Below are 15,163 nucleotides of genomic sequence, written 5' to 3'. Positions count from 1 at the left end.
AATCCTCCATTTCTGATGAAAAAGATAATTTATTATTTGACGATTATACTATGGGTGCTAAATGATGGATATGCCCAATCCCCTCCCTCAAAATCGCTCCAAATAGTACTCACCGAATCTCATCCGCGTATTGATTTTGGGGTAGAAAAATTAAGAAAAGCCCTGAGCGATGCTGGTTATAAAACCACTGTGACTAAAACCATCAGTAAAAGTGCTTCTCAAATCATCGTCGGAACGCTCACCCAAAAAGGCATTCAAATCACCGCCCAAAACCATCATCTGACTCTTTCTGACCAGAAACCTAAGGAAGGATTTCAACTACATAAATCTCAAAATACGCCCTTGATCATTGCTGGAAGCGACGCATCGGGGACTTTGTATGGATGCTTGGAGGTAGCAGAGAGAGTAAAAAAAGAAGGTGCTCTCCCCTCAGAAATTGCGGTAGAAGACCAGCCCGACATGGTACTACGCGGCACTTGCATAGGTGTGCAAAAACCTTACTATTTGCCCGGTCGTGAAGTGTACGAATACCCTTACACGCCCGAAACCTTCCCTTGGCTTTACGACAAAGCACTTTGGCTTCAGTACCTCGACATGATGGTCGAAAACCGTTATAATTCTCTTTATCTCTGGAATGGACACCCCTTTGCGTCATTGGTTAAGCTCAAGGAATATCCGTATGCTGTAGAGGTAGACGAAGCCACTTTTAAGAAAAACGAAGATATGTTTCGTTTCCTGACTTCCGAAGCTGATAAGCGGGGCATTTGGGTGATTCAGATGTTTTATAATATCATAGTATCCAAACCATTTGCCGAAAAACATGGCATCAAAACTCAAGACCGCAATCGCCCTATTTTGCCCCTCATTGCCGATTATACGCGCAAATCTATCGCCGCTTTTGTTGAAAAATATCCGAACGTTGGTCTTCTTATTACCTTAGGAGAAGCCATGGAAGGCCAAGGCCAAGATGATGTGGATTGGTTCACAAAAACCATTATCCCCGGCGTACAAGACGGCCTCAAAGCCTTGGGCAAGACCACCGAACCACCCATAGTATTACGCGCTCATGATACCGACGCTCCCCGTGTGATGAAAGCCGCTTTGCCACTTTACAAAAATCTGTATACCATGGCCAAATACAACGGCGAAGCACTTACCACCTATACTCCCCGTGGCAAATGGGCCGACCTACACCGTAGTTTGAGCCGAATTGGTACTGTCCACGTCGAAAACGTACATATTCTGGCCAACTTAGAGCCTTTCCGCTATGGTTCTCCCGATTTTGTTCAGAAATCTGTGCAAGCCATGCATTCTGTGTATGAAGCCAATGCGCTGCACTTGTATCCTCAAGCTTCCTACTGGGATTGGCCCTATACCGCCGACAAAGCCCCGCAACGTCTGCTTCAACTAGACCGTGACTGGATTTGGTACAAAACATGGGCACGCTATGCATGGAACGCCAATCGTGACCGCTCACTCGAAACCAATTACTGGGGCAGTCAACTAGCCAAAAAGTACGGTCTTCCGCTCGACAAAGGCAAAGAGGTGCTGGAAGCTTATGAGCAAACTGGCGAAATCTCACCTAAGCTTCTTCGTCGCTATGGTATTACGGATGGCAACCGCCAAACCCTCACGCTCGGCATGCTAATGACACAACTCATTAACCCTTTTCGCTATGGGCTTTTTACGCTCATGTACGAATCAGAAGCACCCGAAGGAGAGATGATTGTGGAGTATGCCGAAAAAGAATGGAATCAACAAAAACACATTGGCGAAACACCCCTCATGATAGCCGACGAGGTAGTACAACACGGTCAAAAAGCTGTAACTGCCATCAACCGCGCCACTAACAGTGTAACCAAAAACCAAGAAGAATTTAATCGGCTTAAAAACGACGTTTATTGTCAGGATGCAATGGCAAATTTTTATGCTGAAAAAGTGCGTGCTGCCTTAACCACGCTCCGCTTCAAGTACTCCAACGATGTCAAAGATTTGGAGAAAGCTTTGCCACATTTACAGAACAGCGTAGCCTATTATACTAAGCTTGTTGACTTGACCAAAGACACTTATTTGTATGCCAATAGTATGCAGACCCAACAGCGTAAAATTCCGATGAGAGGCGCCAATGGCAATTACAAGACTTGGAGCGAAATGCTTCCTATTTATGAAAAAGAATTGAGTACATTTAAACGAAAAATCGACTCCCTCAAAACACATACTAATCAAAAAATAAGCCAATTAACTACTCTAAAACCTGCCTTAGTAAAAATCCAAAGTCCTGCCATCGGCGTATATGCTATCATTAAAGGCCAAAGCGTATTTTCAGACAGCACCACCCTCATCAGCGGTGTGGCACCGGAACTTAAGGAGTTGAAGGGATTGCAGTTTGCTAAAAAAGTACAACAGCAAAATCGTACGTCTATCACCTTTACGACGCAAGAACCCGTCAAACTTTTAGTTGGTTTTTTCAACGAAAAAAATCCGGCCTATCACCCCGCTCCTGAACTCGAAACCGATGCAAGTGCCAATGATTATGGTCAAGCAGAAATCAAAATTTCTAATGCGATTTTGGTCAATGGTTTTCCGCCCGCCAACGTTCATACTTATTCTTTTGGGGCAGGCACACATACCCTTCAATTGGGGCGTGGATTTTGTCTCATTTTAGGTTTTGTCAAAGGCTCTCAAGAAATTCCCACCTTTGACGCAGGCATGGCAGGAAATAAAAAAAATATAGATTGGCTGTTTGAATAATGTTTTATCCCATGAGTCACCTGAAAAACGACGCCTTTCAAAACCTTCCAAGTTTTGAAAACTTGGAAGGTTTAAATACCCATCATTCTACCCCCACATCTAATATGATGACTCACAAACATTGGAAAATAGATACTTTATTTTTGGTCATTTGTCTTTGGTCGGTGAAGATTTGCCATGGACAAAAAGCAGCCGTTTTAAGCACCGCATCACTCAAGAAAGACGTCGAATATTTCAATGCTATCGATGATGAAGCCATCAAAAACTACGTTCCTAATGCCCAATCTTTTGAATGGCTTGCCAACAATATTCCTCTTTTTGACTGCCCTGATTCGGTCATTCGGACGGTATATAATTATCGTTGGTGGTCGCTACGAAAACACCTCAAGCAAACTCCCGATGGCTTTATTTTTACGGAGTTCATTACCAAAGTAAACCACGCTGGCAAACACAACGCCATCAGTAGTGCCCTCGGACACCACATCTACGAAGGGCGCTGGCTGCATCAATCACAGTTTATTGACGACTACATTTCATTTTGGCTGTATGTTGACCCAAAACACACCGCCCCCCGCTTTCATGCCTTTAGCAGTTGGGTACAGGATGCAGTTTATCAGCGATATTTGGTCAATTTAGATAAAACATTCCTTCAAAAACACCTCTTTGCCTTAGAGGCTGACTACCGCAAATGGGAGCAAGAGCGCCAATTGCCTAATCAACTTTTTTGGCAATTTGATGTGCGCGACGCCATGGAAGAATCTATCAGTGGCTCACGCAAAGAAAAAAATATTCGGCCTACTATCAACAGCTATATGTATGGTAATGCCTTGGCGATTAGTAAGATGGCTGCACTTTTGGACAACGACACTCTTCAACAAAAATACCAACAAAAAGCTGAGGTGTTGAAGCGACTAGTACACGAAAATCTTTGGGATAGAGAGGCTACTTTTTTCAAAGTAAAGCTAGAAAAAGGAGATTTTGCCAATGCCCGAGAAGCGATTGGGTTTATCCCGTGGTATTTCAATCTTCCTTATGATTCTCCCCTTTATGCACGTCAGTGGGACCAACTCACCGATACTACGGGCTTTCGGGCCAAGTGGGGCATCACTACTGCCGAGAGGCGGCATCCGCTCTTTCGCACCCACGGCTCTGGACATAGCTGCGAATGGGACGGCCCCGTATGGCCATTTGCCACGACCCAAACCTTACGTGCATTGTCCAACTTACTCAACAATTATAAACACCACGGCTCCATGACAAAGCAGGTGTTTTATGAAGAATTATACAAATACGCCCAATCCCACCAAATGAATGGGAAGCTTTATTTGGGTGAATACCAAGACGAAAAAAATGGCGAATGGCTCAAAGGAGATATTCCTCGAAGTAAATTCTACAACCATTCAGGCTTTGCCGACTTAATTATTGCTGACTTGATTGGTCTAAAACCTAGAAGTGATAACACCTTACAAATCCAACCCCTGCTTAGCCCACAGCAGTGGGATTGGTTTTGTTTGGACAAAGTGCTATATCATGGCAAGTCTGTTACAATTATGTGGGATAAAACAGGGAAACGCTATCACAAAGGCAAAGGGATGCGGGTTTTTGTGGACGGAAAAGAAGTATTCAAATCTCAAAAATTAGGAAACACCTCCATAAAAATATAGTCATTTTATAGAGTTTATTAGCCACTGCTTGGTCTTCTAAAACAAGGGCAAGTAGTGGCTTTTTTATGTACAATTTTCTTTGGTCTTTTATGTCACTGACAATCAATGGCTTGATATTTGTCTATCTTTAAAAGAAAATAGTGCTATAAGTCATTTTTTTGTAACGAAAAATGTGACAATCCACAAAATATACCAAAAGATGTTTTAATTTCGTACTTTTAAATCCAAATGAAGACCCAACAAATCGCTTTTCAAGAAGAGAACTGGATTCCAGTATCCGAAAACTCCGAATTTTCTGCTTCCGCTGCACAATTAGTGCTCGTTTTTGGAGAAAGAATCTGTCTGGAAAATGTCAAACCTTATGAGTATTTAAGGAGTCTTTACCCTGTTGCCGATATTGTTATCAATTCTACTTCGGGCGAAATATACGGAGATGCTGTACACAGCGGAACCATCATCTCCACCGCTATCCATTTTGATAAAACAGAAGTGCGTACCACCCAAGTTGAAGTTGAAAACCATTTCCAAAGTACTTCTGCAGGCGAGCAAATCGCAGAAAATTTACAAAGAGAAGATTTAAAAGCGATACTTATCATTTCGGACGGAGGAAGAGTAAATGGCAGTGAGCTTATCGCCGCCCTTAATCTCAAGACCGACAATAAAATTTCTATTTCGGGAGGGCTTGCCGGAGACGAAGCCCGCTTCGAAAAAACATTAGTGGGACTCAATGACAATCCTAAAGAGGGAAAAATTGTGGGCATAGGCCTTTATGGTGATGCCCTCAAAGTAGGTCATGGTAGTATGGGAGGCTGGGATGTATTTGGACCCGAACGGGAAGTAACTTCTTCTGAATACAATGTATTGTACAAAATTGGGGATAAAGCCGCCTTAGATTTGTACAAAGAATACCTAGGCAAATACGCCGATAAGCTCCCAGGAGCGGCGCTATTGTTTCCCTTATCTATGCGAGCCACCCCTGATTCGGAGCCCGTAGTTCGTACTATTTTATCCATTGACGAAACGGCCAAAAGCATGACTTTTGCGGGTTCATTGCCTGAAGGCGCTTTGGTGCGATTCATGAAAGCCAATTTCGACCGCTTGGTCGATGCTTCTGGTAAGGCAGCCCAAAGTTCTATTAAGACTTTTTCAAGCCCTCCAGAATTTGCCCTGCTGGTAAGCTGTGTAGGACGCAAGCTTGTGCTCGGCCAACGTACCGAAGAAGAAGTAGAAGTAGCTCGTGAAATACTTGGTCCCAAACCTACTATTACTGGTTTCTATTCTTACGGCGAAATTTCCCCACTGAATCCTACCGCTCATTGCGACCTTCACAACCAAACTATGACCATCACCACCTTAGCTGAAGCCTAAACTTTAATGGATACTTCTACCTTTCATCAATTACTAAAACGACAAATCAACAGGCATCTGACAGAAGAATGCATGCAGTATGTTCACTTCCAGAATTTTATCAAAGCTGTCAATGAGTCATATCTAAGTTTTGACAGAGATAAAGAACTCTTTGAACATTCAGCCTCCCTCAATGAAAAAGAGTATGGTGAAATCAACAATAAACTGAAAGAAGAAATCGTCCAAAGAAAGCTTTCGGTCGAAAAACTCATCGAAGCGATTTATTCTTTAGAAATCAAAGAAGGATTAGAAAGTAAAGCCCTAGACTCCAACAATCTATTGAGTTTGGTAGATTTTCTCCAAGTGCAGATCGAAAATCGTAAGCAAATGGAGGCAGAGCTACGTCAAGCAAAGGAAGCCGCCGAACGCGCCACCCAAGCCAAGTCGGAGTTTTTGTCGATGATGAGTCACGAAATCCGAACCCCCCTTAATGCCATCGTAGGACTTACCTATCTCATGCAGCAAGAGGAAGTCCCTCCTGTAATCGCCGAAAACCTTAAAATACTCAAATTTTCGACCGATAATCTTTACGTCCTCATCAACGACATCTTAGATTTTAGCAAAATCGAAGCTGGTAAAATCGAACTCGAACAAAACCCCTTTGACCTCAAACAACTCATCTCCAATATCAAAAAAGCCAATCAAATCAAAGCTGAAGAGAATGGTAATAAAATCAAATTGATGATTGACGATGATGTACCCAATATACTTATAGGAGATGCTTTGCGTTTGGGACAGGTGATTTCCAATTTGGTTTCTAATGCCGTCAAGTTTACCAAAAAGGGAAGCATCACTGTAGAGCTTTCGCTACAGAAAAAAGTAGACCAAACGGCTTTTTTGGATATTTCTGTAACGGATACGGGTATTGGTATCGCCCCCGAAAAACAGAGTCTCATCTTCGACAAATTTACCCAAGCCAACTCTGCCACCACACGCCAATTCGGAGGTACAGGATTAGGATTGGTCATCACAAAACTCTTGCTTCAACTCCACGATAGTGATATTTCGATTGAAAGTGAACTTGGAAAAGGTTCTAAATTTTATTTTACACTCGCCCTGCCCATTGGTACTTCTCTCGTAAAAACTACTACTATCGAAGACCCTACTGAAGTAATCAATGACCAGACCCTGAAAGGTGTACGGATATTTTTAGTGGAAGATTACGCGGTCAATATCAAAATAGCAACGAAGTTTTTCCAGAAATGGCAAGTAGAGGTCGACGTCGCCGAAAACGGTCAGATTGCAGTCGACAAATTTGAAAAGGAGAAATATGATATTATTCTGATGGACATTCAGATGCCTATCATGGACGGCTATACTGCGACTCAAAAAATTAGGGAAGTCGATACTGATATTCCTATTGTGGCACTGACGGCTTCTGCTTCTTTGGGGAATCAAGACCAGGCATTTGCAGTAGGTATCAACGACTATGTTACAAAACCCTTTAACCCTAAAGAGCTTTTTTTAAAAATCGCTCGTTATACGGGTAGAACTTAGGCTAAAATTTAGTCATTGTATCTCGCAAAATTATTACGGCTTTTTCTAAATCCCCCTGAGCCGATTGCCAAAGCGCCTGTATCTGAGAAGCGTCAGGGTTGGTTTTGGCCCTCATTTCAATCTCGTTCAATTGCTCTTCTAAATCACTTAAGCCAACCATCCCAAGAGAAGGCTTAACTTTATGAATTAATTGTGCTAAACTGCCCCAATCTTGGCGTACTATAAAGTCAGGAATCAAGTCAAAATCGGGAAGGGCATCTTGTAGAAAAGTTTCAAACATCTCAGCAATGTATGACTTATCATCTCCATAAATCTGCTGTAAGCGATTATAATCTATCATAAAAGAAAACTAAGTGTAGGTTAGGTGGGGTTTTTTAGCCGTGCAATATTACTTCAGTACTTGTATTAGATTAGGTCAATATTTTTTCTCAATTTCTTCTATTCACAACCCTTACTTATCCTAAAACTATATTTTCTAATAGACAGTATATAAAACTATTTTCTGTGCAATCTCTTTCAAAATGAAAGCTTTCTACCAAAAAATCTAACCATAAAGGTATATAAAATTTACAATTATTTATCTATTGTAGTTAAAGTCAGAGACAGGAAGGTATAGTGCTGCTCCCTCTTAGGAAACATATAAGCTAAAGAATATCATAAAAAAGAAGAGACTTGGTATGAATGAACCCAAGTCTCTTCTTTTTGTAAAACATACCTTATTGGCAATATCTAGGGGTTGATAAGCCCTATTTAGCTACCATCAGTTTGAGCGTTTTGGTACCTTCTTCCGTCATGATTTGGCAAAAATAAACGCCAGCGGGTAGTGAAGTATCATCTAGTTTTATCAAGTACCAGCCCGCTTCCAATATTCCTTCCTTGATAGTATTTAGGGTTTCGCCTTTGGTGCTAAGTAAATTCATCTTTACCTTGCTTTGACGAGGAAGCCCTAACTTAAAAGTAGTACTCGTCGCAAATGGATTAGGGTAATTGGTCAACACTAAACTTGTCGGAATATCCGAATTAGGAACTGATAGCAGCTTATCTATTTTCACCCCTACCGACGCCGACGCCAAGCTACAGCCGTCTTTCTGTACTTTTACCACATAGCTCCCCGATGTTTTGGCCTCATAGGTAGCAGTAGTGGCTCCTGCCAGATCAGTACCGTCTTTTTGCCATTGGTAGGTGAAGTTATCTCCTGTATTGGCATTAAGTACCACTGTATTGGGTTCATACACTTCAAGATTGCCTACGGGTGTGATTTTTGCTTCTTTGGCACCAGTGGTGGTAAGAATTACCTCTCCCGATGTTTGGATACAGTTGCTGGCGTCTTTTACGGTTACGGTATAGGCTCCTTCGGCAGAAGCTGTATAGGTTTCGGCACTTCCTCCTTTTGACCAAGCATAAGTATAAGGGCTTTTCCCGCCCGTAACTTCTGCTTTTAAAGTAGTAGCATTTCCAAAACAGAAGGTATTGTTTCCCGTGATTGCCAATTTCGTAAAAGGTGCGCTTATTTCAAATGGCTCACTTTCTTTACTCTCAAAAATGTCAGCAAAAGTATATTTTACCCGATACCCTTTTCCTGCGCCATCATTGGGAATTGAAAAAGTAATGTAGCCGTCTTTATAAGTAGCCGGAGTTTCTTTGAAATTAGCACCATTAGCATCCGACAAATAAAACTTCATCGCCATTGAGTTGGTGGGCGGAGTGGCAAGACCTACTCTAAAAGTAAGATTACAGCCCGTACCCACTTGTTTTTGTAAAAATCCATTGAAGTTATTGCGTTCAAAACGATAGATGGTATTGCCCGCTTCTACGTAATAGAGCCTATCTTCGGAGTCAATCGAAAAGTTTTGGGGAGTATATACCGCACTCATTGTATAAGCCGATATAGTAGGGTAATTGTAATAAACATACCTTGCTCCATCATACTCCAAAAAGCCATTGTATCCCATAAAATAGGTGTATTTTTTACCGACTAATATGGTATTCATAAAACTCGTCAAAAAACCAGTTTTCGTAACCCCCGTCGAGGATTCTACATAGCTGATTTGATTGGTCAAAAACTTAATGTCTGCTCTTGATGTAAAGACCGCAATATCATAATTGCTTTGGGACGGAATCCATGTAGCGAGCCATATTCGGCCCGTATTATCAAACAATCTATAATAAGTATTGGGATTGTTGGTAAAATTGGGGATTGTTATCTCGCTCCAAGTTCCGTTTTCATAGACGCCAATTCTATTGTTCTTTTCGGGTGATAGTATATATAAATTCCCATTTTTATCGGTATTGAATATAGCCGGATAACTACCATATAAGGTAGAAGGCGGCGTAATATCACTCCATTCATTGCCATCATAGCGTAATATTTTAGAAACATCGCTAGCATTGGCATACACCACATTGTTGGGAGCACTAGCCACTCTATTGAATGAATTGTACCAAATATACCCTCCCACATTTCGACCAAAGGGCGCTCGATTTCTCAGGGTAGTCCATTGATTGTTTTCAAAGTAAGCCAAGCCATCTCTAGTAGCTGCCCACACCCTTCCTCGTGAATCTTTGGTAAGGTCGTTGATAGAATTAGGCAGCATTTTGTTGGATGTAGCTTGATTGAAGGCGTTGACACTTCCATCAGATTTTATTTCATAAATTCCATCGATGCCATATACCCATTGAGAATTGGCATTATCCACATAAACCCCTCTTAAATAAGCATTTGCAGGTAACACCGAATTGGTGGTACTGTTCCAGAGTTTCCAGCGTTGCTCCAAGCCTGTCTTAAATTCTGAGCTCTGTGTACTACTATCAATTCTTGAGACGGCCTTGACCCTATAAAAATATTTGGTATCACTTTCTAAACCTGAAATCGGCAACACACCTACGTAAAAATTTTCGGGCTGATTGCTATCATCATTCACTAGCTGTTTGGTAAAGGCTATATTCTTAAAATCAGCATCTTTCGCTACGTCCACTGTTATTCTTCGATAGTTATCCAATCTATTGAAATCTACATTCAATGACATTGGAAATTCCAAAGGCACACTATAAGTAGGGTTGGCAGTGATATTGAGGTTTAGTTTATTGTAGAAATAGACAGAGCGATCGTTATCGTCACTCCATTCTCCTACCGTCGTCCCATTCAAAGCCCTTACTCTCCACCGATAGCTGCCTAAGTCGGCAGGTCGGCTCAAGATGTCACCTATCCTCAAAGTTGTTTTAGTGGTTTTGATAGTTTTGTAGGTATTGGCCGCCGTCAAACTTTCATTGCTTCCTACCCGATGAAAAGACACTTCGTATTCTACGGCATCAGCAATCGAAGAAAAAGCAATAATTTGATCTTCGTGTGTTTTTAGGTTATAAACTTCATACACCACAGGTTTGGTCAACGAAATAGAAGAGGCCGTTTTGAAAGTAAAAGATGCCGACCATGCCCCCGCTCCTGATTCATTTCGGGCACGTACCCGCCAATAATGTGGCGTGTTGAAGGCGAGTTTTTTGCCTACCCAAAATGAAGGGGCATGAGTGGTAGTATCTAGGAGAACATTCGCAAAATCGGCCTTATCGGATATTTGTACCTGATAGTGAGTAGTTTGGGTAGTAGTACGCCACGAAAAGTAATGATTGGTGGTACTTTCGGAGCCATTGGTTGGATACAACAACGCAGGTGCAGCAAAAGGAGCCGATTGCATCGGAATCAACCCATAAGAATCCTTAGCTACTTTTTTGATAAGTTCTACACAAAGCGGATGAAATACATTATGTCCTTCAATGCCATATTTACTGCAATAGCTCATTACAGTACCTGTATTAGAGGTTTTGGTACCTGTATAGCAGTTTCCTCCTTCGATGTCATTGCAAGCATCAATAGGCCCACCCCTCCAGGAGCAATCATGTGTATGTGGCGAACCGAGATTATGACCTGTTTCGTGTGCTATCAAATAGGGACTCAGCTGGTCGCCAGTATCATGCTGATACGCTCCACCCAAAAATGCAACCCCACCATAAGGCTCTCCTGTGTAGCGCGTCCACATCACTGTGAGGTCTCTTACCACGTCGCGCCTCTTTGAATAATCTTCACTGAAATTATAGAGCTGCCCAAAGTCATTAGATACACCTCTAGTAGCAAAAGTATATCTGTTTTTTTTCTTCAAAATCTCAATAGATACTACATTAAGGTGAATCCCCAACTGTTTATTAAAAATGATATTTGTTTGCTGGTAAATAAAATAGATGTGAGCTTTAATAGCATTGGTATCAGCCTTGTAGAAGCCATAAATGGTAGAATCCACCACCACCCATACTTTCATTTCTCGTAGGGGTTCGTTGGCAGTGCGAGCAGTAGGAGTACTTGCTCCTTTGAGACTGAGCATTAGCTTTCGTATATGGTCAGGAACTTCGGTAGTACCGCACGCCAAAGGTTTTTCTTGGGGAACTTGCGCATAGACACTAGCGCATAGACATGCTATCAAAAAGCATAAAAGTTTTTTCATGTGAGGGTAAAGTTTTACTCTTTTATAAGTTTGTATTCATTAATACTATTCCCTGTTTTTAGGCTTGCGATAGCACTTTTGAGCGTCATTTGCTTATCAGTAGCGTCGCTAATCATAAACTCCATCGTACCGTCAGTGGCCGAAGGTTTAGGAGTAAGATTTTTAAGAATGAGTTTGGTATCGTTTTGCAATTCGTACTGCCCACTAAATCGGGTGTTATCAAACTCGGTATAAACAACCGATTGCCCACTCAGTACCAATCGCCAATTGGCATAGCCTGCACGAATATTTGCATTCGCGCCTTTGCTATACACAAGGGTCGCTCCCTCCTTTACTTCGGCAAGTATCCAAGTGGCTTGAATTCGCTCCGACAAAGGCGGAATTTTTTCTTTACACGACCCTAAGCCAATAATAATAAAAAAGAAGAGAAATACATTTCTTTTCATAACCTATATTTTTAGTTTTTCGCAAAACTAAAAAACATATAAGTCCGCTTCGAGGAGAAAAATCCCCTATTTCATACCGTATTTTTCTCCTTTATTGCCCAAGCTATATTCTTTCCAGCATTATTGTAAAATAATAAAAAAAGGGCTGGCCTTTAATAAAGCCAAGCCCTTTTTTGTGGAAACCTAAAAAGATTTTAAGGAAGCGAAAGTTTACTATTATAAAACCGTAGATCAATCAAATCAGGTGGAAGAGATTTTGAATTCCAGTGCCGATGAATACTCAAGGCAGCTCCCAGCGAAGTTGCTTGTGCAACGGATGCCGCAAACACTTCCATGGTCGGAAAAGCCGCCGCCAATAAATTCATATAAATAGGATTTTTGCCAAACCCTCCATCCACAAATATCCGCTTAACCGTAGAACCTGCCAAAACCAACTCGGTAGAAATAATCTGCTGCGCCACTATATCCAAAATCAATTGGTGATAGGCTCGTTCATAAGAGGCAAAACTTGCCAAATCGCGCTGTCCAAAAATCGTAGTAGGCATGGGCGGTTTTGACAATGACTCGAAATCAATTCCGTCTGTTTTTTTATCGGCTTTGAGTTGAGCAATTATCTCCGCATCGAAAGCCACACTTTTATAATAATCTAGGGCTACTCCAAAATGCTCCGCTAGGCGTTTGGTCTGCTGCTCATGCTCATAGCCTGCAAACAACCGCGACGCCTTCACTGGCTTACCGTTGTATTGCATATAGCAGAGGCAATCATACTGTAGTTCTTCATTGGTCAAAGGCGTATGATTGAAAGGATTGAGACTGATACACCAGGTGCCGGTAGAGATAAGGACAAAAGGCTCCAAAAAACTAACCAAGTAGGGAATCAATGCCGATGAGCTATCGTGCAGACCTATGCCTACTAAACACTCTTGGTTACTGATTGTCTGAATTACAACTTTATCACCTTCTTCGATAGGGGCGAGTTTGTCTAAAACACCTTCTTTTTCGACCCACTCATGATAACTATTTGTATCAAAATTCCATAAATGAGTATGACAGCCGATACTTGTGATATCAGACGCAAACACTGCTGATATCAAAGACCCAACATACTGGGGTAAATGAAGAGAATAGGCTATTTGTTGAAAAACCTCAGGTTGCTCATATTTCAACCGATACAATATCATCCCCGAATTGAGGCTCCCTAAGATAGGCGACGCTGTTTGACGAGATACGTGCTGCTCTCCTCCGTAAGTATCATAAAACTGCTTCTTGAGCGAATCAGGATAAGGTTTTAGATAGTTGTACAAGGGCGCTACTGTTTTGCCGTCTTTATCAACATGCACTAAACTTGCCCCATAAGTAGAGAAATTGATAGCTCTGACGTCGTATTCGGATAGTTGTAGCACTTGGGCTATTGAGTCTTTGACCCAGCGAGTAAGCAAATCTACATCCTCGCAGGGGTCACCATCTTCATCGACAGTTTCGGGAAATTGCTCTGTTTTTTCTAAAACGATTCGGTAATTTTCGTCAAACAGGAATATTTTTTTGTTGGTTTTGCCAACATCCAATACGGCACAAACGGGTATTTTCATACTATAATCCAGTCGCAACAGTTTTAAGACCTCTTTCCGCAATTAAATTTTCGCGAACTTTCAAACCACGGTACAAAGACAAGGGATTTAACGCGCCTCCTGCTCTCAAACGCGCCTCCGCTACCAATGCCCGCACATCAGTACGAAAAGCATTTTGGAGGATTTCCTGCGCTTTTACCACATCATTTACAGCTTGAGCCTCTATCAATGATTTTCTATCAACAGCCAGCGCCTGCGCATAAGCCACCATAATACCCTCAACGGATTGGAGCAAATCTTCGAGCGGGTCTTTGACATTGTGAGACGCATCTATCATCCATCCCAAATCAGTGGCGTGATTCATACCACGGGCATCCATTCCTTCTACCAATTCATTGAATATCAAAAACAATTGATAGGGTTTCATAGCACCCGCCGTAAGGTCGTCGTCGCCGTATTTGGAATCATTGAAGTGAAACCCACCTAGCTTTTCTTCCATCAACAGCAACGCCACAATCTGCTCAATATTGGCATTGGGCAAATGATGTCCCAAATCCACCAAAGTATAGGCTTTAGGGCCTAATTTTTGAGCAAAAAGCAATGATTGCCCCCAATCACCAACGGTCATTGAATAAAAGTTTGGTTCAAAGGCTTTATATTCCACAAACATCTTCCAGTCGTGGGGTAAGGCCGCGTAGATTTCTTCCAAACTTTCTAATGTATTTTGAAAAGCTTTGCGAAAGTTCAATTGACCCGGAAAGCACGAACCGTCAGAAAGCCATACGGTGAGCGACTCTGATCCCAATTCAATCCCGTGCTTTATTACCTCGATGTTGTGCTGGATAGCTTGTTTGCGTACGGCCTTATCTACATTTTGCAACGACCCAAACTTATACGTCAGAGCTTGGTCAGGTTGATCTTGAAAAGTATTAGAATTAACGGCATCAAATTTGAGTCCGTGCTGTGCCGCCAATGCCTTGATAGCCTTGGCATCTTTGGGAATATCCCAAGGAATATGCAGCGAAATCGCTCCACTTGCCTGATTGAGAGCGTTAAGAAGCCCTACATCTTCGATTTTTTCTTCCAACACCCGTGGCTCACCTCCACCCGAAAAGCGGCCAAAGCGCGTACCACCTGTACCTAGTGCCCAAGAAGGAATAGCAATCTGAAAATCAATCAATTTTTGGATGATTTGCTCGGCATTTTCAATTTCCGAAACAGCAAAATTCAAACGACGTTCGTGGATTTTCAGTAAGTCGTCGTTGTGTTGTTGTATCTTATATTTTTCGAGTTGCATGGTTTTCCGGATTTAGAGTCATATTTCATGAATAGGTATT

At 41.9% G+C, this 15,163-nt stretch carries 9 protein-coding genes; 4 read left to right on the top strand and 5 right to left on the bottom strand.

Features of this window, described 5'->3' with window-relative positions; translation table 11 throughout:
- Window positions 1-15 precede the first annotated feature (15 nt).
- The 4 genes from P1X15_RS02310 (at window position 16) to P1X15_RS02295 (ending at window position 7,319) form a co-directional block, all read left to right on the top strand.
- Entirely contained in the window at window positions 16-2,751 is a 2,736-nt protein-coding gene (locus P1X15_RS02310; protein WP_277336525.1) for a hypothetical protein, read from the top strand.
- A gap of 11 nt (window positions 2,752-2,762) precedes the next feature.
- Window positions 2,763-4,415, top strand: a complete 1,653-nt coding sequence (locus P1X15_RS02305; RefSeq protein ID WP_277336524.1) for an MGH1-like glycoside hydrolase domain-containing protein — start codon at window positions 2,763-2,765, stop codon at window positions 4,413-4,415.
- A gap of 228 nt (window positions 4,416-4,643) precedes the next feature.
- A complete protein-coding gene (locus tag P1X15_RS02300) occupies window positions 4,644-5,783 on the top strand; it encodes an FIST signal transduction protein (protein ID WP_277336523.1) in 1,140 nt (379 codons plus the stop codon).
- Window positions 5,784-5,789: 6 nt separating this feature from the next.
- Window positions 5,790-7,319 carry an ATP-binding protein gene (locus P1X15_RS02295; protein ID WP_277336522.1) on the top strand — a complete coding sequence of 510 codons (1,530 nt, stop codon included), beginning with the start codon at window positions 5,790-5,792 and terminating at the stop codon, window positions 7,317-7,319.
- Window position 7,320: 1 nt separating this feature from the next.
- Here the strand turns inward: P1X15_RS02295 and P1X15_RS02290 are convergent, their stop codons facing one another.
- The 5 genes from P1X15_RS02290 to P1X15_RS02270 form a co-directional block, all read right to left on the bottom strand.
- Window positions 7,321-7,659, bottom strand: coding sequence for an Hpt domain-containing protein (locus P1X15_RS02290; RefSeq protein WP_277336521.1), 339 nt, complete (start codon window positions 7,657-7,659; stop codon window positions 7,321-7,323).
- Between the two features lie 406 nt (window positions 7,660-8,065).
- Complete coding sequence (locus tag P1X15_RS02285; protein WP_277336520.1) at window positions 8,066-11,812, bottom strand: M12 family metallo-peptidase; 3,747 nt, start codon at window positions 11,810-11,812, stop codon at window positions 8,066-8,068.
- Window positions 11,813-11,826: 14 nt separating this feature from the next.
- A complete protein-coding gene (locus P1X15_RS02280; protein WP_277336519.1) occupies window positions 11,827-12,258 on the bottom strand; it encodes a hypothetical protein in 432 nt (143 codons plus the stop codon).
- Between the two features lie 194 nt (window positions 12,259-12,452).
- Window positions 12,453-13,847, bottom strand: a complete 1,395-nt coding sequence (locus P1X15_RS02275) for an FGGY-family carbohydrate kinase (protein WP_277336518.1) — start codon at window positions 13,845-13,847, stop codon at window positions 12,453-12,455.
- Window position 13,848: 1 nt separating this feature from the next.
- A complete protein-coding gene (locus P1X15_RS02270; protein WP_277336517.1) occupies window positions 13,849-15,123 on the bottom strand; it encodes a TIM barrel protein in 1,275 nt (424 codons plus the stop codon).
- Window positions 15,124-15,163 lie beyond the last annotated feature (40 nt).

The organism is Runella sp. MFBS21 (assembly GCF_029433105.1).
Classification (GTDB): domain Bacteria; phylum Bacteroidota; class Bacteroidia; order Cytophagales; family Spirosomataceae; genus Runella.
The sequence above is the reverse complement of the archived record's forward strand: the minus strand, read 5'-3'. Positions and strand labels throughout refer to the sequence as shown.